Source organism: Streptococcus halotolerans, assembly GCF_001598035.1.
In the GTDB taxonomy this organism is placed as follows: domain Bacteria; phylum Bacillota; class Bacilli; order Lactobacillales; family Streptococcaceae; genus Streptococcus; species Streptococcus halotolerans.
On sequence record NZ_CP014835.1, the window covers coordinates 1,488,022 to 1,511,740 of the forward strand.

Sequence of the window (23,719 nt, forward strand, 5' to 3'; positions counted from 1 at the left end):
CTTATTATTTAGCAGCTTTTACTGCTGATTTGATAGTGATAAGAGATTTCTTAGCACCTGGTACGTTACCTTTGATAAGGATAACGTTTTTCTCTGGAACAACTTGAACGATTTCAAGGTTTTGAATCGTCACACGGTTGCCACCCATACGTCCTGCCAAACGTTTGTTTTTGAAAACGCGGTTAGGCGCAACAGGTCCCATTGAACCTGGACGACGATGGTAACGAGAACCGTGAGCCATAGGACCACGTGATTGACCATGACGTTTGATAACACCTTGGAAACCTTTCCCTTTAGTTGTACCAGTGACATCAACAACATCTCCAGCTTCGAATGTATCTACAGTAATTTCTGAACCAACTTCTAAGCCTTCAATGTTTTTGAATTCACGAATGAAGCGCTTAGGAGCCGTGTTAGCTTTTGCTACGTGACCTTTGGCAGGTTTGTTACTCAACACTTCGCGTTTGTCGTCAAAACCAACTTGAACTGCTTCGTAACCGTCTGTTTCAACAGTTTTCACTTGAAGCACAACGTTTGGAGTTGCTTCGATGACAGTAACAGGGATAAATTCACCTGATTCAGTGAAGATTTGAGTCATTCCCACTTTTTTCCCTAAGATTCCTTTTGTCATGAGAAAATATTTCCTTTTCTTATTTTTAGTTATTTTAAAAAGTTTTTAGTGAGCGTTTTTCGTGCTCAAAAAAGTTTTTAACGAGCGTTTTTTGTGCTCAAGTTAAGATGCTTAAGGCATCAACCTCACTGTAAAATAGGAAATCTGATGAAAAAACTTTTATTTCTACAAAGATTTATCCCTTTTACACAAAGTTTAGCCTATGCCCAATTAGATGAAATCCTATTACAGTTTGATTTCTACGTTAACACCACTTGGAAGATCCAACTTCATCAAAGCATCAACAGTCTTTTGAGTTGGGTTCACAATATCAATAAGACGTTTGTGAGTACGCATTTCAAATTGTTCGCGAGAATCTTTGTATTTGTGAGTCGCACGAATAATTGTGTAAAGACTACGTTCTGTTGGAAGTGGAACTGGTCCAGCTACAGTAGCACCTGTACGTGTCGCAGTTTCAACGATTTTTTCTGCCGCTGTATCAAGTGTACGATGTTCGTATGCTTTCAAACGGATACGGATTTTTTTGTTTGCCATCTTTTTCTCCTTTGCGTCTATTTAAAATAATAGGCTAGCTCCTCAAGAAAACCAACACTTGTTGCGTGGCAATGCAACCGAGCGTGTCGCAACCTCTTGTATCATAGCTAAAGCTGCTTTGTTTACAGCACCATAATATCATAACAGAATCAGATACAGGTTGCAAGAGATTTGAGACATTTTTTCAAATTTCTTTTGCAACTTACTTTTTTAAAGTTCTAAAATGAAGTTAGCTACCTGAATATCAAAAAAACATCTCAAAGAGATATAATGATAATCTACCACAATAACCATTAGAAAGTCCCTAAGGTGACAAACTATTAGACACCAAAAGGAAAAGCTGAATGTCGTCTCATCGAACATTGGAAGTCAGAAGAAAAGGCTCCGCCATCGGAAAATACCAGGCTTACCTGAAAAAGTCTCACAAACAATCAACAAGGAAATCAAACATGTCGTGTCAGACAACAAGCTCGTAAAGGGAAATTCGAAATGGTCTATCATGCTGACTAGGCACAGGATGATTATGACGCTAATCAAACTAAATCTTTTTCCCCTCTAACCGTGACCAAGAGATTGAAAGACCGAATTATATACTACTGGATACAGAAATATTCGATCGTAATGATGGTTAAAGCTAAAGGAATACAATCACCTATTTCGACCATTTACTACTGGATACAGTACGGATACTTCGACACTGCCCCAGGTGAAATGCTTTACCTGAGTAAAGCAAAGACATAGAGGACGTAAGCTATTTCAAATGTCGAGGCTGCTGGAAAGTCTATTAACGAGCAACCAGAAGACATCAAGCAATGTTTGAGGGCTGGAGATTATAAAATGGATGCTGTACTTGGAACACGCGCGAAGAACCTCTGTCTACTAACTTTAAGAGAGCATAAAACAAGCGATAAAACAGTCAGACTAATTCCTAGGACATCGATTCGTTAATCAAGCTCTATCAGAGCACCCTATCAAATCAATTACACAGATAAGAGAACTGAGTTCAGGCGCTTATCTGATGTATTTGACGCTGAACTTATTTACTATGCTACCCTAATGCTTCTTGGGAACGCGGAACAAATGAAAAACACAACCGACTCATCAGCCGCTGACTGCCAAAAGTTATCCTAAAGGGGATCCAGCAACAGATTGTATTTATTGAAAATGACTTATACTCAACCAAAATCAAAAAACAACTTATAATAGGACTATGAAACTATCGACAACACAAATCAATGAATTAAAAACTTACTTGAAAGATCAAGCGTTCTCACAATTCCATAGACGCCTTCAAGTGGTGCTATTTAAGGCAGAAGGTCTCACTTATAAAGAAATCACCACTCTTATTGGCTTTTCAAAGTATGCTATTTGGAGCTTAACGCGCAAATACGAAGCGGAAGGCATTTCAGCTCTCCTTAAAAAAACACGTGGTGGTCGACATCACCAGTATCTGACTCATGAGGAAGAGGAAGCTTTTTTAAACGAGCAGCTAACAGCGTCATTAACTGGTGAATTCGTGACAATCAACTCTCTTTATCAAGCTTATCAAGAGCGTGTTGGGAAACAGGCTACAAGAAGTGATTCAAGGATTAGAACGGTCAATTTTAAAAAATATCGTCAACAGACAATGGTTACAGAAAGTTAGTTTTTGATTTTGGTTGAGTGTTAAATAACTATCCGAAAAGACGCTTGAAGACTTATCTCCTAACCACTTTTTAACAAGTGGCTAACTTAGTGTTAACATTTAGCGTAACCTACTTTTTCCTTCAAAATGATCAAAAGACCTGCTTCAACAAGTCTTTTCTTTCTTATATAAGTAAGTTAAAAATACCCATCTGAACAAATTGTCTAAAACAGTTGCCAACCAGACGCCATTTAAACCGAGATTTAAACTTATTCCTAGAACATAACCTAATCCTATTCGAATGCACCACATGCCCAAACTTGTCGCATAAAATGGTAATTTAGCATTTCCCAAACCTTGCCAAGTTGCTGTCATAACTAATGTCCCTGCAGTAGCAGGGACTCCCATCAAGGAGAATAAAATAACTGTGTAACTGGCTTGAATAGCTTGATTATCTTCTAAGAAAAGGGCTATTAATGGGGTTTTTAGAAGAAAAATAGCACCTGCTAATCCATACATCATGACTGTCGATAGCCAAAAACTGATTTTAACGACTTCTCTAACTTGACGAGGATTGTCAGTAGCGTACGTAGCGACTTCAATGACCGTCGCCACAGAGATGGCCATGGCTGGAAGATAGTTAAATTGCGTCACAATTTCACCAATCGCATTTCCTGCAACCACTTCTGCTCCAAACGCAACAACGATGGCAATAATGACAACATCACCAGCGCGCATCATGAGCCGTTCTCCAGCTGCTGGGATAACTATTTGAATTAATTTTTTATCAATTTTCCAGCGAAGGTGGTTGATAATCTCTTTTGTAGGAAGTTTCTTCATCAGTAGACCTGTCCCTACTGTTCTGGCTAAAACCGTCGAAACAGCAACCCCGACAATCCCCAGATGAAAGACATAAATGGATAGAGCTGATAAGAGGGCATTTAGAAGGTTAGTCAGAAGGCTAATTTTCATTGGTAGTTTTGTGTAGCCCTGAACACGAACGATGGCTCCCATGCTCGTCAACAAGCCTAAACTAGCAATTCCTCCTCCAACCACTGCGAAATAAAGTCCACCTTCTCGTGCAACTAGAAGGGAGGTCCCTAGTAACTTAAGAAACCAAACGTTTCCTACAATAGACACTAGGCCCAAGACAAGACTAATAAGACTAGTCAAAAAGAGCGCATCGGACATACTTTGATGGGCTTGATCTAGCCTCTTTTGGGCTAAATAACGTGATAGAACGCTAGAAACTGCCGCACCCAGTGCGATAAAAAGAGCTTGATAGATAGCGATGATGTTATTGGCAATAGAAACACCTGATACGGCGATAAGACCTAGTTGCGCTACCAAGTAGTTGTCAACGAAGCCCATTAACATTTGTAAAAATTGCTCTGCCATGGCTGGAAGGGCAATTCGTAATAATTGTCTTTTTTCTTTCATGGTATTATTTTAACATTTATTAATAGAAGAAAAGACCGAGTCATCTCAGTCTTTAACTCTCATCTGGTAACTATCTGAAACAATGTCTTTGCCTCTCAAACTCTTATCTGGATAGTGCTCAACCAGTGTCATTCCGATTTTTTCTAAAACGGATTTGCTAGCCATGTTACGATGATCTGTAACGGCTGTCAGGTAATTAATGCCTGGCAATGCCATAGCCAAATGCTTCAACGCATGGGCAGCCTCTGTCATATAGCCCTGTCCCGCATAATCTTGGTGTAGCGTATAACCGATTTCTAAAGTATCATCTCGGTCGGTTTCTTTAAAATGGATATTACCAAGCAAATAATTAGACGATTTTTCAACAATGCCACACTTTCCGATGGGCTCTTTGAGGTTATAAAGAACCAGTCCTTGCCAACTTTCTTCTATAAAATGGTATGAAAAAAGCATAGTGTAGATTCTTGTCATCCGAAGTGAAGGCGTAGTAATCCTCCAAATCATCTTTAGTCATGGGTCTCAATAAGAGCCGCTCAGTCTCAAGAACAGGGTATTTTGCCAATTCCACTAAGATTGACATCAGATTATACTCCTAGATAGTTCTCTACAGCTTTTTGCATATCCGATGTCGCAACAACTGTCTTGTGACGGACAGGCATCATCTGTAAATCGCGTACAGCTTCCGGTACCATCACTCCTGATAACTGATGTAGCTGGTCAACCGCTGCAAAATCGTCACCCGAATCCTCTCCTGTCACCGCCTTAACAGCAACCTTCGGGAATTTATAAGGACTAGCGGTTGAAGCAAGAACTGTTGGTGCTTCATCATTTGTTCTATTGCGATATGCTCGATAAACAGCAGAGGCCACCGCTGTATGAGGATCCTCAATATAGTTGTTTTCTTGATAAACTTTTTGGATTTCTACTTCAGTATCAGCTTCTGACGCATAGCCTGCCTCGAAAAGATTGAGGATAGCTTGGTCAATATTCTCAAGGTGATACTCCCCTTTGGACGTCAAGTTTTCCATGAGGTCTTTTGTTTTTCTCGCATCATTTCCAACTAAATGAAAAATCAAGCGTTCCAGATTTGATGAGACTAGGATATCCATCGATGGGCTGCTAGTTACCTTAAAAACACGTTTTTTATCGTAAGTTCCTGTTTGGAAGAAATCTGTTAGCACCTTGTTTTCATTTGAAGCACAAATCAACTTGGCAATCGGCACACCAATCTCACGCGCATAATAGGCTGCTAGGATATTACCAAAATTACCTGTTGGAACCGTAACGTTGATAGCTTGTCCTTTAGCAATGTCACCCGTTTTTACCAACTGAGCGTAAGCATACACGTAATAAACAATCTGTGGAACCAAGCGACCAATGTTCATGGAGTTAGCTGATGACAATTGAATATTTTCTTCTAACAGACGGGCACGCAAGTCAGCGTCATTAAACATGCGTTTGACTTCTGTTTGAGCATCATCAAAATTTCCATCAATCGCTATAACGTGAGTGTTGTCCCCTTTTTGAGTTGTCATCTGCAATTCTTGAATCTTGCTAACACCATTTTTAGGATAAAAAACGATGATTTCAGTTCCCGGAACATCCGCAAAACCTGCCATAGCTGCTTTGCCAGTATCTCCCGATGTAGCGGTTAAAATGACAATTTTATTGTCCACACCTTGCTTTTTAGCCGATGTCGTCAAGAGGTAAGGCAAGATAGACAAGGCCATGTCCTTAAAAGCGATGGTCGATCCGTGGAAAAGCTCAAGATTATAGTGATTGTCAAGTTTAACTATGGGAGCAATTGTCCTTGTGTCAAATTTATCATCGTAGGCATTGGTGATACAATAATCCAGCTCTTCTGATGTAAAATCCTCTAAAAAAGCTGATAAAACCAGTTTAGCCACTTCTTGATAAGAGGCTTTTTTTAAACGATCAAAATCCAACTCAATTTTTGGCATTTCCAAAGGCGTAAATAGCCCTCCATCAGCCGCTAACCCCTGTAAAATAGCTTGACTAGCGCTGACTTGATTTTTATCATCACGTGTAGATTGATAGATTAATGTCATAATGTTCCTCAGTTATCTTTTTTTGTCATTGTCACCTATTTTAACATAATTTTCTGAAAACTTCTCTTTTCATAAACCACTCTTCGCTATCATCATTATAGCAAGTTATAGGACGTTTGATAATCTTTGTATTCAAAAAACGTACCAGATGGCACGTTTTTGGAATTATTTTTTATTGGAAATGTTTACCAGATAATGTCACCCAGATGGCTGCAAGGCAACCGTAAACTTTTTCGGACATGTCTTATCTCTCCTTATTCCTTAATCTTTGTAATCGTAAGCAATTTCGATAATTTCTTTAAGTTCAGAGATAAGTGGTTCTTTTGGATTAGCTGTTGTACATTGGTCTTCGTATGCTTTTTCAGCTAAACGATCTGCATCAGCTTTCAATTGCTCTTTTGTAACGCCTTGTGCTTTCCAGTTCATATCAATGCCTACAGCTTTACCAAGTTTATAAACACGACGAGCAAGTTCTTCAGCTAACTCAGCGTCATTTTTACCCTCAAATCCCATAAAGCGTGCAATGTCAGCATAGTCTTTTTCCGCACGGAAGAAGTCATATTTAGGGAACATCGCATGTTTTTGAGGATCTTTGGCATTGTAACGGATAATGTGTGGCAACAAGATAGCATTGGTACGTCCGTGAGGAATTCCCCATTCACCACCAACTTTGTGAGCGATTGAGTGACAAATACCTAGGAAGGCATTCGCAAAGGCCATACCAGCCATTGTTGACGCATTATGCATTTTTTCGCGTGATTCTTCTGTTGCTTTTTTAACAGATGTTTCAAGGTTTTCAAAGACCAATTTAATAGCTTGGAGGGAAAGTCCACGAGTGTAGTCGCTCGCCATAACTGACACGTATGATTCGATCGCGTGAGTCAAGACGTCCATTCCTGTATCAGCTGTAACGCTAGATGGCACACTCATAACAAGAGCTGGGTCAACAATAGCGATATCTGGTGTCAAAGCATAGTCAGCAAGTGGGTATTTTGTGTGATCATCACTATCTGTAATAACCGCAAATGGTGTCACCTCTGACCCTGTACCAGATGTAGTTGGAACACAGATAAACGTTGTTTTTTCTGCGTAAGGAATCTTGTAAGTACGTTTACGGATATCTAAGAATTTTTGTTTTGCCCCAAAGAAGCTAACATCTGGATTTTCAAAGAACATCCACATTGCTTTAGCAGCATCCATCGCTGAACCACCACCAAGTGCAATGACAGTATCCGGTTGGAAACGATTGAAGATTTCAAGCCCTTTATAAACTGTGTTAGTTGATGGGTTTGGCTCAACATCTGAGAAAATTTCAATTTTTGGATCATTTGGATTGAGTTCCAATTGTTTGCGAACAAGATCCGCATAGCCAAATTGAACCATCCCTGGGTCACAGACCAACATCACTTTTTCAGCTTTGATTTGACGAAGGTAGGTGATTGAGTTTTTTTCAAAGTAAACTTTTGGTGGCAATTTGAACCATTGCATGTTATTGCGACGCTTTGCCAATGTCTTAACGTTAATCAAGTCGAATGCCCCCACGTTGTGTGAAATTGAGTTGTGTCCATATGAACCACATCCTAGTGTCAATGATGGGATCATTTCATTATAGATGTTACCAATACCACCTTCTGCTGATGGTGAGTTAACAAGCACACGGCAAGCTTTCATACGGATTCCATATTGGATTTGAAGGTCTTCGTCTTCGGTATGGATAACCGCTGTGTGACCAAGTCCACCTAAATCAAGCATTGCTTCAGCTTTGGCAAATCCATCTTTAACACCTTTTGATTTGATAAGTGCAAGGACTGGTGACAATTTTTCACGTGACAATGGGTAATCTGGTCCAGCATCTTTGATTTCTGCAAGCAGGATTTTAGTTCCTTTTGGCACTTTAAGACCGGCTAATTTGGCAATTTCTTCAGCTGACTTACCAACAATTTTAGCATTGACAGCTGTTTTAGCTTCGTTAAGGACAGCTGCTTCCAGTTTTTCAAGATCTGATTTCTTAGAAATGACCACACATTGATGGGCTTCAAATTCAGCTTTAACTTCATCGTAAACGTCTTCATCAACGATAGCTGCTTGCTCTGAGGCGCAAATCATACCGTTATCAAATGATTTTGAAACGATAATATCATTAACAGCACGCTTAATTTTAGCATCAGCTGCGATGTAACTTGGTACATTACCTGCACCAACCCCAAGAGCAGGTTTACCTGTTGAGTAAGCTGCTTTAACCATGCCAGGTCCACCAGTTGCAAGCACAGTTGCTACTTTAGGATGATTCATCAAAAGTCCTGTTGCTTCAATAGAAGGTTGATCAATCCATTGAACACAGTTTTCAGGTGCTCCAGCTTCGATGGCTGCATCACGAACGATACGTGCTGCCTCTGCTGAAGATTGTTGAGCTGATGGGTGGAAAGCAAAGACGATTGGGTTACGAGTTTTCAAAGCAATTAAGGCTTTAAAGATTGTTGTTGAGGTTGGGTTTGTTGTAGGTGTCACTCCGCAGATAACACCAACAGGTTCAGCAATCGAAATGAGACCCGCTTCCTTATCTTCTGCGATGACGCCAACCGTTTTATTATCTTTAATAGAGTTCCAGATGTATTCTGAAGCGTACATGTTTTTAATCGCTTTATCTTCATATACACCACGACCTGTTTCATCAACAGCCATTTTGGCTAAAAGCATGTGTTTATCAAGTGCAGCAATCGCAGCTTGATGAACAATATGGTCTACTTGTTCTTGTGTGAAATCAGCCATAGCATCTAAGGCTACAACCGCTTGGTCTGCCAAACGATCAATCATCGCTTGAGTGTCAGTCACTTGAGCTGTTTCTGTTACTTCAGTTGTTTTAGTCACCATAATAGACTCCTTTAAAGACATTAACTTTTTATTGTTAAATGTTTCACAATTATTTTTATGTGTTAATTATATCACAAATAAACATCTTGTAAAGAGTTTTGTGAACTTTTTTTCAAACTTTTTTTTGTGTTCCTCAATTTATGTCCCAAAAATGCTTTCATAGCAAGGATTTAACGCTTTAAAATAATTTAAAAACAAACCCTTCCTAATACTTATTAGAAAGAGTTGTGATTAATGGTCGTTATTTAACTTCAATTTTAGCAATAATCCAGTAATACACGGAAATAACTGCTAACAATGCCAGAGCCCCAATACCTTTGTAAGCAAATTCTGGCAGTTGTGACAGCGCCTCAAATATTCTTGGCACACTATCATGCAACACTAAGCCAAGGGTTGCCAAACCTATTCCGCCTAAAACATAAATGGCGAAGAGAACGAGGAGAACCTTCCATCCCCATTTGTAAATAGCAAAACCAAGGATAGCTATGATAAAACAGCCAGCAAAATTTCCCCAGAACTCTGACAAAAAAGTTTGCCCTGATGGTAACTGCTCACTTTTTGATATTAATGAAAAGAGGGTCGCTACTGCAATCATTATAGCGTAAGCAAAGAAATTAATGATGAAGTAGTTCTTACGTTTATTGCCAAATCTCAAGGTTGAGTCAAAGTCCATCATACCATCAGCAAGTAAGATGATGATTAACCAAATTGTCAAAATACTCGAAATAAGCCACATGCTGCCATTTAGCCAGCTAATATTTTCCATATTAAACGAGCTATTATCGCCAACAAATAAGGTTAGACCAGCAAAGACAGTTACGATAAGACCAAAAACAAGCATAATCAACGCTGCTATTTTTAAATGGTCTAGGAGTTGCATTCCCCTTAATGTTAATGTTCGTTTCATAATTAGTCCTCCACCAAGTAATTAAAGAGTGTCTGTAAGTCATAATAATCCACTTTTCCACCTTGACCAGTTACTTCTTGAATATCCTCTTCAGTAACCGTATCAAAGAGATAATTTTCTGTCATACTGCCTAACTGACGCTGGTGAATGACACGTTTATTAGGAAGACTTGCATTACTAATGCGGACTGCTCTTTTTTGAATGTCTTCAATATCGTCATCCATTATTAACGAAGTATCTTTAAGCATGATGACATGCGATAAGTAGTTTTCGACTTCTTGGATGAGATGGGTAGATAAGATAATGAGACGCGGATACTGAGCATAATCCTCTAACATAATATCAAAGAATTTCTGACGGTTTACAGAGTCTAAGCCATTGGTTGGTTCATCAAAAACTGTTACTGTTTCACGAGTCGCAAGTCCTAAGATATTGTAGACTAATGTCTTGTTACCGGTTGATAATTTTTTGATTTTAAGTTTGGGATTAAGCTTGAACTGTGCCAGGAGATCCGTAGCATAGTCACTATCAAACTTAGGATACATGCTCGCATAATAGCGCAGTAAGTTGGTTATCTTTCCTTGGAAGATGGTATTATTGTCAGCCACAGCACTCGTAACAAAGACAATATGAGCTAAGTCAAAACTGGTACTAATACGGCCATCGTATGATGCAATCATATCGTTGATGATCTTCATCATGGTCGTCTTTCCCACACCATTTCGACCAAGCAAACCATAAACACCTGATTGATCTTTAAAATCTAAATCAATGTTTTGCAAAACAACTTTTCGACCATACTTTTTGGTGACCTTCTCTAAATTAAGCATCCTTCTCCTCCTTAATCATCTCTATTAGGCGATCTAGTGAAATATCCAATCGCTTAGCTTCCTGTAAAAAGGCTGGAAGCATCTGCTGACTGAAAGCTTGCTGTCTCTTGGCGATAATCAAATCCCTCGCCTCTGTGGTGACATACATGCCCACCCCCCTTTTCTTATATAAAATGCCCTGGTCCACTAGGTCCTTTAATCCCTTACCTGCCGTTGCGGGATTGACCTGCATCATTTTGGCAAATTCATTGGTCGATGGAACCTTATCATCAACCTTGAAATGCCCACTCAAAATCTCATCTTCGATCATTTGTGAGATCTGCATGTAAATAGGAACCGATTCATTCACATCTACACCTACTTTCTTTTATCTTCAATAGCCAATTACTTTTGTAGTTAATTACTCAACTAACTAACATATATTTTTAGTATAAACCAAAACTAAAAAAATGACAAGTCTCTTCTTCAAAAATTATCACTAACGTCAAACCGCGGAATCATATCTCAATGCACTTATCTGAAAGGGTAACTCTTAGGGTTCAAACAGTCTATTTTTGAGTGATTAGTATTTTTAAACAAAAGAAAAAACAATGTCAAAGTAGAAAAGTTCCTAGATTGACATTGTTCATAAGTTTTATTTTTTAGCAGGTTGCTTAGCTACTTTTGCAATGGCTTTTTGAACCGTTTTAACGTAGAGGTTGGCACCTGCTGTACTGGTATCTGAATAGTGAACACCATCAGTGTTACCCCAGATTTCTGGGTGGTTAATGGCTGCCTTGTACCAATCCGCAACTTCAACGTATTTATATTTTTTGGCCAACTTCAACTCATAGTCTCTCAGGGCTTTAACATCTCCCATTGCTTTAGCATTATATGGTGTTACAAAGACTAAACGGTGTCCTTTCGGTAGGGCCTTGATGTATCTCTGAGTTTCAGCTTCGTAGCCAGCTGTTGAATTCACACCAACAGCGATGACGACTGTACTTGACATGGTGCCAGTTTTCGCCTGATTTTCAAAGATGGCAAAAGCATCTTCAAAGTTTCGGCTGACAGCAGCATCCAGCTGTACCTTAGGCATTATTTCCTTAAAGGCGTTCTGTGAACGAAGAGCAACAGAGTCTCCAATGACCGTGACATCACTCAGAGCATCGACGTCTCCCGCAGTGACCATGTAGGATCGCGTCAAGCTAGTTTGTGATTGTTTAAGAGAATTGACCAAAAGCTCTGATTCAAATTGACCAACTTTCGGTGCTGTAGCACTAACAATGACCAGCACAAACGATAAGAATGTACCTATTCCAACCAAGGTTTTCCAGTAGGGTTTCAAGTCTATTTCTAAACCGAGGATATGAGGAATTTTCCCAGCAATAAATGGCTCCAAAATATAGAAAGAGAGGGTCGAAAAAAGAATAGAGAAAAACATGGTTAGAGTGACTGCCAGCCAGTTAGGAACAAGTTGGCTAAAAATCACATAGAAGGGCCAGTGAAATAGGTAAAGTCCGTAACTAATATCCGCAAAGAAGGTAATGACCACTGGTTCTTTGGCATTTGGAGTCTTTTCATGTAAGATACGAGCTGCGTAAATCATTGTTGAGGCAAAAAGAGTTGCCAAAATAAAACCAAAAAGGAAGGTTAAGATATTATTGAAATCCAGTGCAAAAGTTAGCAGTAACAAAAGCAAAAAACTACTCGCCATATAGGCGACAACACGGTTAAGTGACCAGAGTTGGCTGTTTCGTTTGAAACGATGGGTAACTTCTGAAATTCCAGATATGGTTGCAAAGATTGCTCCTAGATAAAAAGCAAAACTATGACTAATGGTCGAGTAGTAAATTAGCGACAGGTTATCTGTGAAGAAAGCTCTGATGAACATACTCAAAAATCCCAGTCCCAAAAGGACTGATGAAACCATGAAAATCATCCCTCTGAACTTAATTGGTGTCAGATTACGCTTTGAAAGCAACCAGATTATCAAGGCCCAGAGAATATAGAAATGCACTTCAATAGCCAGACTCCAAGTATGGACAAAAAGATGAGGGATAAACTGACTTTCGTAACTGCTACCTGTAAAAATCTCGTAGAAATTAGTCGTAAAACCAAGTGCTGCTGCTACTTGTTTACCAATATCAGCGACAAAATCTGACTTGACTAAAAACGTAAAAGGAATCGTTACTAAGACCATTAATACCAAAGGAGGGACGATACGATAGAAACGACGTTTTAAAAAACCAATGATATCAAAGGCTTCTGACCGGCTGTATTCGTCAATGACTAAGGCTGTGATTAAGAAACCAGAGAAGGTAAAAAAGACATCAACCCCAATAAAACCACCTGGAAATTGCACTTTAAAGAAGTGGTACAAAAGAACTAATAAGAGGCCAGTCACTCGAACTAGCGAAAACCATTTTATTCTCATTTTTGATAAATTCCTTGCTTAAATTCCCCTTTGTAAGTCTTGCCAGAACTTGTTTTCAAAGCGCCTTGGCCATCTGCCTGCCCTTTTTTAAACTCGCCCGAATAAGACCAACCTTTAGCCGCCGTATAGGTGCCTTGTCCATTAAAGACACCATTTTTAAATTGACCTTGGTAACTATCCCCATTATCGTAGGTTAGCTTCCCTTGTCCATTCATTCGGTTATTAGCGACATCGCCATTATAAATGATTCTATGATTATCATACGTCAAAGTTCCCTTGTGTTTTAGAGGGATCAAAAAGACACTTAGACCTAGGATAATAATAAAGGCAACGGTTACAAGTTCAATCGTCGCTCTTGTCAATTTTATTTTTTTAATATCTTCGATGAGCTGTTTCATAGTGTTCTTTCCTCGTTTAGGATAATTCTTCCAACCAAGTTTGGCAGCCTTTACGGATGAGGGTATGGGTCTCTTCAAAATCACCTGTATACCAAGGATCTGGCACACCACTGTCACAAAAGAGGTGGATTTTGTTGTCAAAGCGTCCTGCAGAAAGCTGACGTAAGTCCGTCACATTCTGCTCATCCATACCAATAATCACATCAAAATAAGCCAAATCGTCTAAAGTCACCTGCTGAGACGTTTTGGAAGGATCATAGGTATAGCCTTTTTCTTTAAGAATCGCTTGTGTTCCTCTGTGAATAGGATTACCATGTTCCCAAGAAGACGTCGCACGACTCTCGATCTGCCAATTCGCATCGACAAGAGCCTTCATCACAAACTCAGCCATGGGACTGCGGCAAATATTACCAAGACAAACAAAACATACTTTTTTCATAAGAAACTCCTTAGTAACATTATAACAGAAAAGTAAACAGGAAAATACAGAAAAATAATGTTTGGGGAGGGGGATCGATATTAATAATTATAATCTCCACCACTCAACTGTTGCCATCAGAGACATTCCCTTAGTTTGTAACACAATAAGAATACCAACAACAATACTAATAACAACTACTTTTTTTAAAACTTGATACATTTTTTACTCCTATGTTTAAGTGATGATTTTATTTTAAGTTAAAACACCAAATATCAACATGTCATAAATGTCATGGAGTATTCATAAAAAAAGATGAGTCTACTTAATAAACTCATCTCTGCATATCTTTGTTCCACTCAATTGCTAACTGTTCTTCTAAATAACTGTCATCGGTCATTTTAGCAAAAAGCATCGCTTTATCATAACTACTCTGCGCATCTTCTTGGTTTCCTTCAACGTATAATCGGTACTTCCATTCTAAAACTTTCTGAATTGGCAACCTGCTATAATCTTTTGTTTTATCCATTGTGTAATCAATTAAGTTTAATACATCATCTAAAGCTACCAATTGATCATCTTTCAGAGAGATAGCATACATTGTAATCAAGACCTGTGTCAATACAATCAATTCATCTACTGTAAATTCTTTAGACTGACTATCAAGTTTTTCAAATAGTCGACTATTAAATAACGGATCCGAATACTGACCTTCAAAACCTTCTAAATCAAGATAGGTTAAATATAAATTTATTAGAACTAAATCATTCTCATCATATCTTTCTTTTACCTTAGTTTGTTCAAAATAATCTCCCAAAATACTGATTCCAAAGTTGAAATTCTCCGTTATTAACGAATCTTGTGTTGCTTGTAAAGTATCAATGACCAACTTTTCCACTTCCGGAAGTTCATCGTAATAATTTTCATAAATGGTATCAAAATATTTTTCTTTAATTGCTATTCGAGCGGTGTCAGAATAAGTTGGTACTCGTAAGATATGATGTTTTAACTCTAAGTACTCTTTGGGTAATTCTAATTTTTCACCATTCGTTAGAAATTGAAGTGAAACACCTAATCGGTCAGCAATAAACATCGCTGTTCTAATATTTGGCAGTGACTGTCCAAGTTCAATTCGAGCTAATTGTCGAACCGATAGTTCTGACTCATCCATACAAAATTCTTCACGAGTTAACAGTCTTTCGTTCCTTAATTCTTTTAATCGTTTCCCAAAATTTATAATCATATAACTCTCTCCTTTCTTTCTCTTCTATATTATATCATGTTTATTTCATCTGTTTATCATTATTTAGACAAATAAAAAAGGAACGTCACGGTGTTCCTTTTTTTATTATAATCCGAGACGTTCGAAGACGTCATCTACACGTTTGGTATAGTATATTGGATTGAAGAGTTCATCGATTTCGTCTTGAGTTAGGAGAGAAGTGATTTTTTCATCTTTTTCTAATAGTGGTTTAAAATCGACTTGATTATCCCATGCATGAGCTGTTTTTGGTTGCACCAAATCATAAGCTTCTTCACGCGTCATTCCTTTTTCAATCAATTTAAGCATGACACGCTGACTGTAAATGAGGCCGAATGTTGACTGCATGTTACGGAGCATATTATCTGGGAAGACGGTTAGGTTTTTGACAATATTGCCAAAACGATTGAGCATGTAGTTAATAAGGATAGTTGTATCTGGCGTGATAATACGCTCTGCTGACGAGTGAGAGATATCACGCTCGTGCCAGAGGGCAACATTCTCATAAGCTGTCACCATGTGGCCGCGGATGACACGGGCTAACCCCGTCATGTTTTCAGATCCGATCGGGTTACGTTTGTGAGGCATTGCTGAGCTACCTTTTTGGCCTTTGGCGAAGAATTCCTCCACTTCACGCTGCTCAGACTTCTGAAGTCCACGGATTTCAGTAGCCATGCGCTCGATAGAGGTGGCAATGCTAGCTAGCACCGCAAAATATTCGGCATGAAGGTCACGTGGGAGAACCTGAGTTGAAATTTCCTGTGGACGAATACCAAGTTTGCCACAGACATACTCTTCCACAAATGGTGGGATGTTGGCAAAATTACCCACTGCACCGGAAATCTTACCTGCCTCAACACCAGCTGCTGCACGTTCGAAACGCTCTTGGTTACGCTTCATTTCACTATACCATGTGGCCAATTTGAGACCAAAAGTTGTTGGCTCAGCATGAACACCGTGCGTACGACCCATCATAATGGTCATCTTGTGCTCGCGCGCCTTGTCAGCCACGATATTGGTGAAATGTTCAAGATCCTTGCGGATAATGTCATTAGCTTGCTTGTAAAGGTAACCATAGGCCGTATCCACCACATCCGTTGAGGTCAAACCATAATGAACCCACTTACGCTCGTCACCAAGGGTTTCAGATACTGCCCGAGTGAAAGCCACTACATCATGACGTGTCTCCTGTTCAATTTCAAGAATACGGTCAATGTCAAAATCCGCATTCTCACGAATTTTCACCACATCCTCTTTTGGAATCTCACCCAACTCAGCCCAAGCCTCGTCAGCGAGAATTTCTACTTCAAGCCAAGCACGGTATTTATTTTCTTCACTCCAAATGTTCGCCATCTCCGGACGGGAATAACGTTCTAGCATGTTTATGATATAGAGGGTGTTAGAAAAGCGAGAGAAAAATAGAAAACTGATGTTGTGTGTCTGCACACAGGAAGGTTTATCTTTTTCCGACGCTTTTAGCCCGAGTCTAACTACTCGGAAACACCCTCACTCCTTTCTTTTTTGAAATTATGACATTATGTTTTAGAAAAAAAGTACATTTACCTCTAGGTCACATTTTTCTTTTTTACCTAGTCCGTAGCCTGTATTTAGCTCAACGAATAAGAGTATCTATGTTTCTTTTTGATTTATGGTCAAATGAATTAACTTCCAGACAAGGAACCAAGACATAGGTAGTACTTGAGTACGACAAATCGAAAGTGATGATGTATCAAGATCAATTCGCAAGACTAGCAAATTGGTTTATCTCTGTATTTAGGAAAAAGTAAACCATATTTTTTATCAAACTTGCTGCCTGAGGTTAATGCCTCCATGATCCTAGTTCAAATCATAACCTCAAGAATCTCTAGCTTCATCATAGAAAACGTCACTAAGATTATCTTCTGTCAAAATACGAAACATATCTTCCATAGCAAGCGACAACTTCAAGTTGAGAAGGCCCTTCGTTGTTTACACTGAACTGGATCTTTCGCCAAAGAAATTAATGTTTCTTTGAATGGATTGGTTTTGTAGAAATAAACAACATATCGCTGGTCACCTTGATACCACAGAGTTATGGAGAAGAAATCGTCAAACCAATTTCTTCTGTCATCTTACGAATAAGCGAATCTGTGAATGATTCACCAATCTCCACTTATCCACCTAGAATACCATATTAGCCAATCAATCTCATATTGGTAAAGTGAACTGTTTCAACGATTAGAAGCCAAATTCCTCAACCTCATCAGGATTTTCACTAAACAAAGTCACATGTCCCATTTTGCGGTTGTGCTTCGCTTCTAGTTTACCATAAAGGTGGAGGTGGGCGCTAGGATTATTTTGGACGTAGGCTTGAGCTGCTGTTACATCTTGCCCAAGGATATGAAACAAAAACATTCTAAGCCTTATTTCATAAACGTTATCAAACAATAAAACTGTTACCGATTCACAAAAAACCACCGGCATAGCCAGTGGTTCTCGGAGATTATGAAAAAGTTATTTAGGAATATCTACATTATAGCCAAGCTTGCTTAAAGTTTTCTAAACATTAGTATTAACTCACCCGTCTTTAGCTGCTAATACCTAACCATTAAAGGAGACGTGCACATGGTCATAATGATTAGCCGTAACACCACCACGATCTGGCATCGGATTCCAAGTATTCGCTGGTCCATAAATGCTGTTGTATGGTGAGTAAAAACGTTGCTTCCAGATAATATATGAAATACCACGACTAGACATATTGCTAATAGCATCTTGGGCAACCTGATCCCCTAAAGCTGAGCTTTCAGGAACCATAAAATCTACTGCTAATCCCTTACCGTGATCATCATTTGAGCCTGCTCGATAAAGACTAAATGATTTAATACCATATTTGGCGGCAACTTCTTCCTTGTATGCTGCTACTTGCGGCCTTAGTCCTGCATTAGCAGGATTTGATGTCGCTTGCGCAAAACTTGTCGCCGTTTGGCTTGCTGTGTCAGTAACTGGCAAAGTTGCTGTCGTTGAGGTTTCTGATGCTGATTGACTTGCTGTCGCTGAAACTACTTGAGAGACTGCTTCACTGACAGTTGCCATAGATTCAGACGTCGCTGTACTGACCGAAGTTTTTTCTAAAACTTGAGAAGAAACTTCTGCTACGGTTGGCAATTCTTCCGCTTCTGAAGTAGCCTGAGTTGATGTTGACGTCTCTGAACTTGCTTCTGAGCTAACTTCTGATGTCCTAGTAGCGCTATCTTGCACACTTTCCGAGAGAAGTGGGTTTCCTTCTGATGTTTCAGAACTAGCTTCAAGAGAAGCTGTAGCAGCCATATCAGTATCTTCAGAGCTTGCCCTATTATTTTCGACAGCAGATTCTAACGTAGCTTCTGAGCTAGTATTCACAGAACGTGAACTTACTTCTGAAGAAGCTGGTTGGCTACTTACTTCATCTGTAGAAGCCGTTAAATCGCTCACTTGGACCGTCTGGTCATCCACAACAACTTCATTTTTAACCAAGTCAGCAGCAGCTCTCATGCCTTCTTGTCCGTCCTGTGCAGCAGGTGTTTGGATTTGAACAGAGGTCACTTCCTTATATTGATTGGTAGTTGTTGTCAAAATTGTCTCTGGAAAAATCAAGTCAATATTGGCGATATTATTGATATTAGCAAGAACATTCATATCAATACCCATGGCCTCTGAGATAGTGCTCAACGTGTCGCCGTATTGAACTGTATAAGTTGCTGTTTCGCCCGCTTTGACAATATCTGATTTGATCTGCTCAACACTTCGGGGTGTCCACGGCATTTCTTCAGCCTGCACCATTAGTCCTGACGCTAAAGATATGGTGATCGTTGATGCTAAAAGCATTTTTTTTGAGATGTTCATTTTATTACTACCTATTTCTTTTTTGATAACCTTACCTATCTTAGCATAAATTTGAAAAAGAAAAAGTGGTTGGGGAGTTCTTTAAAGAAACTGTTTCTTCTTTGTAATATTAGACTTATTTGTCATCATAAATGCCTTTTCCTGTCATTTTCTGATCTTTTTTCAGAAATGTTGTTATTTGGGAATTTATATTCCGAATAAATAAGCAGGAGGATATTGAATGACATTAACATCTAAGTTTACAACCGCAAGTGCTCTTGCCTTAATCTTAACTGGAACGACACTATCATCTGGACAAGCTGTCGCTCAAGCCGCTGTACTTGGCGATAACTACCCTACCCAATGGAAATCTGGGTGGGGAGCTGATAGTTGGGGAATGTATAAGAGACAGTGCACTTCTTTTGTAGCTTTTCGTTTGAGTTCAGCCAATGGATTTTCCCTACCAGGTGGTTACGGAAATGCTGTTACCTGGGGCGGGGTTGCCAAAGCTCAAGGTTACCGTGTGGACATGAACCCCGCGGTCGGTTCTGTCGCTTGGTTTGGTAATGGTGTCAACGGAGCAGGAGGTTACGGTCATGTTGCCTGGGTTGCTGATGTGAAGGGAGATACCGTCACCATTGAAGAGTATAACTTTGATTATGGTCAAGGTCCTGAGAAATACTGGAAACGCAGTTTCCATAAAAGTCAGGTTTCTGGCTATATCCACTTTAAGGACTTGGGACCTGCGTCAGTAGGAACAACAACCATCTCTCCCACTGTAACAAACCATTCGATGGCATCAAGTGGAACACACCATTTCATCAGTCGTACTTCTATCAAGGCTGAACCAAAGATGACAAGCCCAGAATTAGCCTATTATGAAAAGGGACAATCCGTTATCTATGATAAAACGTTAGAGGCCGATGGTTATAAATGGATTAGTTATATTGCCGGAAGTGGGATGAGACGTTATATTCCAATTAGTCCACTCCAAAAAGCAGCGACTGTTGCCACTCCAGCTGCTGAACACCCTGCGCCAAAGCCTATTTCTAAGTCCCTAGCTTCAAATGGAACCTACCATTTCACCACTCGTTCATCTATTAAGAATGAGCCGAAACAAGATGCAGCTGAAATTGCATTTTACGACAAAGGACAGTCTGTTCACTATGACAAGACCTTAGAAGCTGACGGTTATAAGTGGATTAGCTATATCAGCGGCAGTGGGATGAGACGTTATATTCCAATTAGTCCACTCCAAAAAACAACGAGTGTTGCCACTCCAGCTGTTGAAACGTCTGCACCAAAACCTGTTTCTAAGTCACTGGCTTCAAATGGAACTTACCATTTCACCGCTCGTTCATCTATTAAGAATGAACCAAAACAAAACGCAGCTGAAATTGCATTTTATGACAAAGGACAGTCCGTTCATTACGACAAGACCTTGGAAGCTGACGGTTATAAGTGGATTAGCTATATCAGCGGCAGTGGGATGAGACGTTATATTGCTGTCGAGAAGTTAACAAGCCAAAACACCTCTAAAACAGCTAAATCAAGTTCATCTGAACCAAGTAAACCAAAAGCTAAATCCTCGACTAATTCAGCTACTATTGCCGTCGGGGACACTATCAAGTTTTTAGGAACTTTCAAGGTAACAGCTAATGTCAATGGCGGCTTTCTTATTTCAAGTTCAGATCTAGCCGGTGGTATGCCATCTGCACTAAACTACTTAGATCCTACTCCAGTTATTGAAACGAATAAGTCTGGTAAAAAATCTGGGGATCAAATCTTATATCCTGGTGAATATTTCAGTATTCCTGGAAAATACAAAGTGTCAAAGGTCGATAAAGCAAGCAATGGTATTTGTGTTAAAATCGGAAGCCGAGATACTTGGGTAACCATGTCTAAAGTAAACAAACAATAATCAATTAACTACTTTAAGCTTTTCAGTTCTCTCATAACTCATACTCATTTCTAAATACAACTGAAAACTCATAAAAGACCCTCTTTCTTAGGATAGAGGGTTTTAGTGTTTTGTGTTGCAAAAAAGCCCGGATAGTCCGAGCTCTTAAGAGATTATGAAAAAGAAATGCTCACACTAGCTAGCTCTTACTAACTATTGCAGACATATTATTTAGGAGTGACTATAGTATAGTCCCACTAGCTTAATCACAACTTAAACTTTTCTTTCACAAACCTTAAATGTCAATGGTTAATGACGAAAGTGCCTTACTCCTGTGAAGACCATAGCAATGCCATGTGCATTCGCCATACCAATCGACTCTTGATCACGTATAGAACCTCCTGGTTGAATAATAGCCTTAATACCCGCTGCAGCAATTTCTCTAATATACTTCCTGCGAAACTAGAAATCCTGTTATTTGTTGATAATCCCAGCAATTAAATCCCTTGGTAATCCCAATCGTTTACGTTGATTGAGATAAGTTACCGAAAAGTCTTTGAAGAGTTTGAATTTCGTAAAGCTATTTTCTAACTTGATTCTGACAACGACTGGTGTTCCATTCTACTCTCAATCGATTTAAAATGTGAATCAACCGGATTAAGCAAATAATGTTTATCACATCACGTTCAACACTATCGATCTCCTTATTAACCAAATAGAGTTGAGCAGTATTAAGCGTCAACCTGGAGGAAGTTCCTAATAAAAATAAGGCTTCTTATAAACTTTCCGCACGTTGATCAAACTGACCTGCAAATTTTAAATGGCAAAGAAAGCATAGTTACTAGGCCCAGCAACAAGCCCTGCCTCTGCCAATACATAGTCAGGCACTTGCTCTTGTTCAGAAAATTAGGCTTTTCAGCCAACTAGAATAAGTGTTCTTTCAAACCAAACACATCATAAACCTGCACAATTTACAAATCAGACACGATCTTCCCAAACAATTGGCTTTTAATGGTATTTTTCAAACGATCTTATCTGCTATAACTAATCAGAGAAATAGAATTCCTATAAAATCTCTAAACCATCAAAAACCTTATTTTGTTTTTCTGAGTAAGGTAGACGGTCTAGCTTAATTTGACAATTCAAGGGCCAAAAAATAGCGGTTATCCAGTCTCTGTGTACAATCAATTTTAGTTGAGAAGAAGTGAATTCTTTTGTCATAACATGCTGACAACGCTATTTCTGATTTTGTTAAGCATAAAACCATATAATAAACACTTTACAAAACATCCACTAGCTCAAGCCAGTGGATTTTAAGTCTATTTTTCTACTTTCTTTTCTAAATAAGATAGTAAATCACTCATATTAACCATTTGTTCGACATCTTCATCTGAGATAGCAATGCCAAACACATCTTCAAGGGCAATCACAAATTCCATCAATTCAATAGAATCAACCCCTAAATCATCTCGTAAACTAGTTGCTGGTGTAATAAGTAAATCATCCTCATGTCGCTGGTGGCGAATAACATTTACAACCGTATCATAAATAGCTTCCCTAGTCATGACCTTCCTCCTCAGCAAAAGCTTCAACTAGTTGATGCACAACATCAGTTTCTAACATAGTTCTGATTTGTTTAACTGTATGATAAATAGCCCTCTCATCGCTAGATCCATGAGATTTAACCACGGGAGCCTTTAAACCAAACAAGACTGCTCCACCGGCTGATGAATAATCCATAGTGTCTTTCAACTGATACAAACTATCTTTCAAGAATAAGGCCCCAATCTTAGCCTTGAAGCCACCTGATTTAATAACTGATTTAAGGCTACCCATGAGATTGATAGCAGTTCCTTCAATCGCTTTAAGCACTGCATTACCCGTGAATCCATCTGTGACAACAACATCTGCCACATTGTTCATCAAGTCACGCGCTTCTACATTCCCCACAAAATGAATGGAGGAGTCGCCCGCAAGCAAGTCATAAGCTTCCTTATGAAGTGGATCCCCCTTAGTCGCTTCGGTACCATTATTCAAAAGACCGACACGAGGTTGGTCAATCCCCCGAACATTCTTAGCATAAAAGGAACCAAGGATAGCGTATTGTAGAAGATGCTTCGGTGCATTTTCTGCATTAGCCCCTAAATCTAGCATATCAAACCCTTTACCAACCGTCGTTGGCAGAGTTGACATAAGACCTGGACGATCAACTCCCTTAATGCGCCCAACCACAAAGAGACCTGCAGCTAAGAGAGCTCCTGTATTTCCCGCTGAAAGAATGGCATCTGCTTGTCCATCCTTTACTGCCTTAGCTGCCAAAACCATTGAAGCATCTTTTTTACGTCGAATAGCCTTGGCAGGCTCATCATCAGAATTAATTTTTTCACTGGTATGAACAATCGTAACACGCTCACTAGCGGTCAAATGCTCACGAATTTTTGACTCATCACCGTAAAGTTGAATCTCAATATCTGAAAAATCTTGGATAGCACGATTAATACCTTCAATAATCGCCTTAGGAGCATGATCACCACCCATAGCATCAACTGCAATACGTTTCATGATTTTACCTCATTA

At 39.2% G+C, this 23,719-nt stretch carries 20 protein-coding genes and 2 pseudogenes; 2 read left to right on the top strand and 20 right to left on the bottom strand.

The window, feature by feature from the left end; all coding sequences use genetic code 11:
* Nucleotides 1-4: 4 nt before the first annotated feature.
* Together rplC and rpsJ are read right to left on the bottom strand one after the other, a co-directional pair.
* Nucleotides 5-631 (bottom strand): 50S ribosomal protein L3, encoded by a 627-nt coding sequence (gene rplC, locus A2G56_RS06785; RefSeq protein ID WP_062710678.1) that lies wholly within the window; start codon nt 629-631, stop codon nt 5-7.
* 225 nt (nt 632-856) lie between these two features.
* Nucleotides 857-1,165 (bottom strand): 30S ribosomal protein S10, encoded by a 309-nt coding sequence (rpsJ, locus tag A2G56_RS06790; protein ID WP_003046044.1) that lies wholly within the window; start codon nt 1,163-1,165, stop codon nt 857-859.
* A gap of 1,210 nt (nt 1,166-2,375) precedes the next feature.
* On the opposite strand from rpsJ, the gene A2G56_RS06795 reads away from it, so the two are divergent.
* The gene (locus A2G56_RS06795; RefSeq protein WP_062710681.1) at nt 2,376-2,810 is read left to right on the top strand and encodes a helix-turn-helix domain-containing protein; all 435 of its coding nucleotides are present in this window, start codon (nt 2,376-2,378) and stop codon (nt 2,808-2,810) included.
* Nucleotides 2,811-2,954: 144 nt separating this feature from the next.
* Here A2G56_RS06795 and A2G56_RS06800 read toward each other — a convergent pair whose 3' ends face one another.
* The 14 genes and pseudogenes from A2G56_RS06800 to A2G56_RS06860 form a co-directional block, all read right to left on the bottom strand.
* Nucleotides 2,955-4,229 (bottom strand): MATE family efflux transporter, encoded by a 1,275-nt coding sequence (locus tag A2G56_RS06800; protein WP_062710683.1) that lies wholly within the window; start codon nt 4,227-4,229, stop codon nt 2,955-2,957.
* A 45-nt stretch (nt 4,230-4,274) separates the two neighbouring features.
* The gene (locus A2G56_RS06805; protein ID WP_237334395.1) at nt 4,275-4,682 is read right to left on the bottom strand and encodes a GNAT family N-acetyltransferase; all 408 of its coding nucleotides are present in this window, start codon (nt 4,680-4,682) and stop codon (nt 4,275-4,277) included.
* Between the two features lie 131 nt (nt 4,683-4,813).
* Entirely contained in the window at nt 4,814-6,298 is a 1,485-nt protein-coding gene (gene thrC, locus A2G56_RS06810; RefSeq protein ID WP_062710687.1) for a threonine synthase, read from the bottom strand.
* Nucleotides 6,299-6,559: 261 nt separating this feature from the next.
* Nucleotides 6,560-9,169, bottom strand: coding sequence for a bifunctional acetaldehyde-CoA/alcohol dehydrogenase (gene adhE, locus A2G56_RS06815; protein WP_062710690.1), 2,610 nt, complete (start codon nt 9,167-9,169; stop codon nt 6,560-6,562).
* 241 nt (nt 9,170-9,410) lie between these two features.
* A complete protein-coding gene (locus tag A2G56_RS06820) occupies nt 9,411-10,076 on the bottom strand; it encodes a hypothetical protein (protein WP_062710693.1) in 666 nt (221 codons plus the stop codon).
* A gap of 2 nt (nt 10,077-10,078) precedes the next feature.
* The gene (locus A2G56_RS06825; protein ID WP_062710695.1) at nt 10,079-10,906 is read right to left on the bottom strand and encodes an ATP-binding cassette domain-containing protein; all 828 of its coding nucleotides are present in this window, start codon (nt 10,904-10,906) and stop codon (nt 10,079-10,081) included.
* Complete coding sequence (locus A2G56_RS06830; protein ID WP_062710696.1) at nt 10,899-11,255, bottom strand: GntR family transcriptional regulator; 357 nt, start codon at nt 11,253-11,255, stop codon at nt 10,899-10,901. Before A2G56_RS06830 ends, A2G56_RS06825 begins: the two co-directional genes overlap by 8 nt.
* 285 nt (nt 11,256-11,540) lie before the next feature.
* Nucleotides 11,541-13,322, bottom strand: a complete 1,782-nt coding sequence (locus A2G56_RS06835; RefSeq protein ID WP_062710698.1) for an acyltransferase family protein — start codon at nt 13,320-13,322, stop codon at nt 11,541-11,543.
* Entirely contained in the window at nt 13,319-13,720 is a 402-nt protein-coding gene (locus tag A2G56_RS06840; RefSeq protein ID WP_062710700.1) for an MORN repeat-containing protein, read from the bottom strand. The genes A2G56_RS06835 and A2G56_RS06840 overlap by 4 nt, the downstream gene beginning before the upstream one ends.
* A gap of 16 nt (nt 13,721-13,736) precedes the next feature.
* Nucleotides 13,737-14,159, bottom strand: coding sequence for a low molecular weight protein-tyrosine-phosphatase (locus A2G56_RS06845; protein WP_062710702.1), 423 nt, complete (start codon nt 14,157-14,159; stop codon nt 13,737-13,739).
* A 313-nt stretch (nt 14,160-14,472) separates the two neighbouring features.
* Nucleotides 14,473-15,381 (bottom strand): helix-turn-helix domain-containing protein, encoded by a 909-nt coding sequence (locus A2G56_RS06850; protein WP_062710704.1) that lies wholly within the window; start codon nt 15,379-15,381, stop codon nt 14,473-14,475.
* Between the two features lie 105 nt (nt 15,382-15,486).
* Complete coding sequence (gene purB, locus A2G56_RS06855) at nt 15,487-16,779, bottom strand: adenylosuccinate lyase (RefSeq protein WP_062712515.1); 1,293 nt, start codon at nt 16,777-16,779, stop codon at nt 15,487-15,489.
* An 837-nt stretch (nt 16,780-17,616) separates the two neighbouring features.
* A pseudogene (locus tag A2G56_RS10475) lies at nt 17,617-17,787 on the bottom strand (5-(carboxyamino)imidazole ribonucleotide synthase); the annotation flags it as partial.
* Nucleotides 17,788-17,979: 192 nt separating this feature from the next.
* Entirely contained in the window at nt 17,980-19,263 is a 1,284-nt protein-coding gene (locus tag A2G56_RS06860) for a LysM peptidoglycan-binding domain-containing protein (protein ID WP_082785123.1), read from the bottom strand.
* Between the two features lie 220 nt (nt 19,264-19,483).
* Between A2G56_RS06860 and A2G56_RS11180 the strand changes: the two genes are divergently transcribed.
* Nucleotides 19,484-21,163: an SH3 domain-containing protein gene (locus tag A2G56_RS11180; RefSeq protein WP_099091475.1), complete on the top strand. Its 1,680-nt coding sequence runs from the start codon at nt 19,484-19,486 to the stop codon at nt 21,161-21,163.
* Nucleotides 21,164-21,735: 572 nt separating this feature from the next.
* On the opposite strand, the pseudogene A2G56_RS10965 reads toward A2G56_RS11180, so the two are convergent.
* From A2G56_RS10965 to plsX, 4 genes and pseudogenes are all read right to left on the bottom strand, one after another.
* Nucleotides 21,736-22,113: pseudogene (locus tag A2G56_RS10965) on the bottom strand (phosphoribosylformylglycinamidine synthase); the annotation flags it as partial.
* A gap of 94 nt (nt 22,114-22,207) precedes the next feature.
* Nucleotides 22,208-22,363, bottom strand: coding sequence for a hypothetical protein (locus A2G56_RS10685; protein WP_157761208.1), 156 nt, complete (start codon nt 22,361-22,363; stop codon nt 22,208-22,210).
* Between the two features lie 98 nt (nt 22,364-22,461).
* Complete coding sequence (locus A2G56_RS06870; protein ID WP_062710705.1) at nt 22,462-22,707, bottom strand: phosphopantetheine-binding protein; 246 nt, start codon at nt 22,705-22,707, stop codon at nt 22,462-22,464.
* Nucleotides 22,700-23,704 (bottom strand): phosphate acyltransferase PlsX, encoded by a 1,005-nt coding sequence (plsX, locus tag A2G56_RS06875; RefSeq protein WP_062710708.1) that lies wholly within the window; start codon nt 23,702-23,704, stop codon nt 22,700-22,702. Before plsX ends, A2G56_RS06870 begins: the two co-directional genes overlap by 8 nt.
* Between the last annotated feature and the right edge of the window lie 15 nt (nt 23,705-23,719).

What these genes read in the sequence shown, in the direction of transcription:
- rplC (WP_062710678.1), bottom strand. Translation starts at nt 631, where the DNA reads ATGACAAAAGGAATCTTAGGGAAAAAAGTGGGAATGACTCAAATCTTC.
- rpsJ (WP_003046044.1), bottom strand. Translation starts at nt 1,165, where the DNA reads ATGGCAAACAAAAAAATCCGTATCCGTTTGAAAGCATACGAACATCGT.
- A2G56_RS06795 (WP_062710681.1), top strand. Translation starts at nt 2,376, where the DNA reads ATGAAACTATCGACAACACAAATCAATGAATTAAAAACTTACTTGAAA.
- A2G56_RS06800 (WP_062710683.1), bottom strand. Translation starts at nt 4,229, where the DNA reads ATGAAAGAAAAAAGACAATTATTACGAATTGCCCTTCCAGCCATGGCA.
- A2G56_RS06805 (WP_237334395.1), bottom strand. Translation starts at nt 4,682, where the DNA reads ATGCTTTTTTCATACCATTTTATAGAAGAAAGTTGGCAAGGACTGGTT.
- thrC (WP_062710687.1), bottom strand. Translation starts at nt 6,298, where the DNA reads ATGACATTAATCTATCAATCTACACGTGATGATAAAAATCAAGTCAGC.
- adhE (WP_062710690.1), bottom strand. Translation starts at nt 9,169, where the DNA reads ATGGTGACTAAAACAACTGAAGTAACAGAAACAGCTCAAGTGACTGAC.
- A2G56_RS06820 (WP_062710693.1), bottom strand. Translation starts at nt 10,076, where the DNA reads ATGAAACGAACATTAACATTAAGGGGAATGCAACTCCTAGACCATTTA.
- A2G56_RS06825 (WP_062710695.1), bottom strand. Translation starts at nt 10,906, where the DNA reads ATGCTTAATTTAGAGAAGGTCACCAAAAAGTATGGTCGAAAAGTTGTT.
- A2G56_RS06835 (WP_062710698.1), bottom strand. Translation starts at nt 13,322, where the DNA reads ATGAGAATAAAATGGTTTTCGCTAGTTCGAGTGACTGGCCTCTTATTA.
- A2G56_RS06840 (WP_062710700.1), bottom strand. Translation starts at nt 13,720, where the DNA reads ATGAAACAGCTCATCGAAGATATTAAAAAAATAAAATTGACAAGAGCG.
- A2G56_RS06845 (WP_062710702.1), bottom strand. Translation starts at nt 14,159, where the DNA reads ATGAAAAAAGTATGTTTTGTTTGTCTTGGTAATATTTGCCGCAGTCCC.
- A2G56_RS06850 (WP_062710704.1), bottom strand. Translation starts at nt 15,381, where the DNA reads ATGATTATAAATTTTGGGAAACGATTAAAAGAATTAAGGAACGAAAGA.
- purB (WP_062712515.1), bottom strand. Translation starts at nt 16,779, where the DNA reads ATGCTAGAACGTTATTCCCGTCCGGAGATGGCGAACATTTGGAGTGAA.
- A2G56_RS06860 (WP_082785123.1), bottom strand. Translation starts at nt 19,263, where the DNA reads ATGAACATCTCAAAAAAAATGCTTTTAGCATCAACGATCACCATATCT.
- A2G56_RS11180 (WP_099091475.1), top strand. Translation starts at nt 19,484, where the DNA reads ATGACATTAACATCTAAGTTTACAACCGCAAGTGCTCTTGCCTTAATC.
- A2G56_RS10685 (WP_157761208.1), bottom strand. Translation starts at nt 22,363, where the DNA reads ATGACAAAAGAATTCACTTCTTCTCAACTAAAATTGATTGTACACAGA.
- A2G56_RS06870 (WP_062710705.1), bottom strand. Translation starts at nt 22,707, where the DNA reads ATGACTAGGGAAGCTATTTATGATACGGTTGTAAATGTTATTCGCCAC.
- plsX (WP_062710708.1), bottom strand. Translation starts at nt 23,704, where the DNA reads ATGAAACGTATTGCAGTTGATGCTATGGGTGGTGATCATGCTCCTAAG.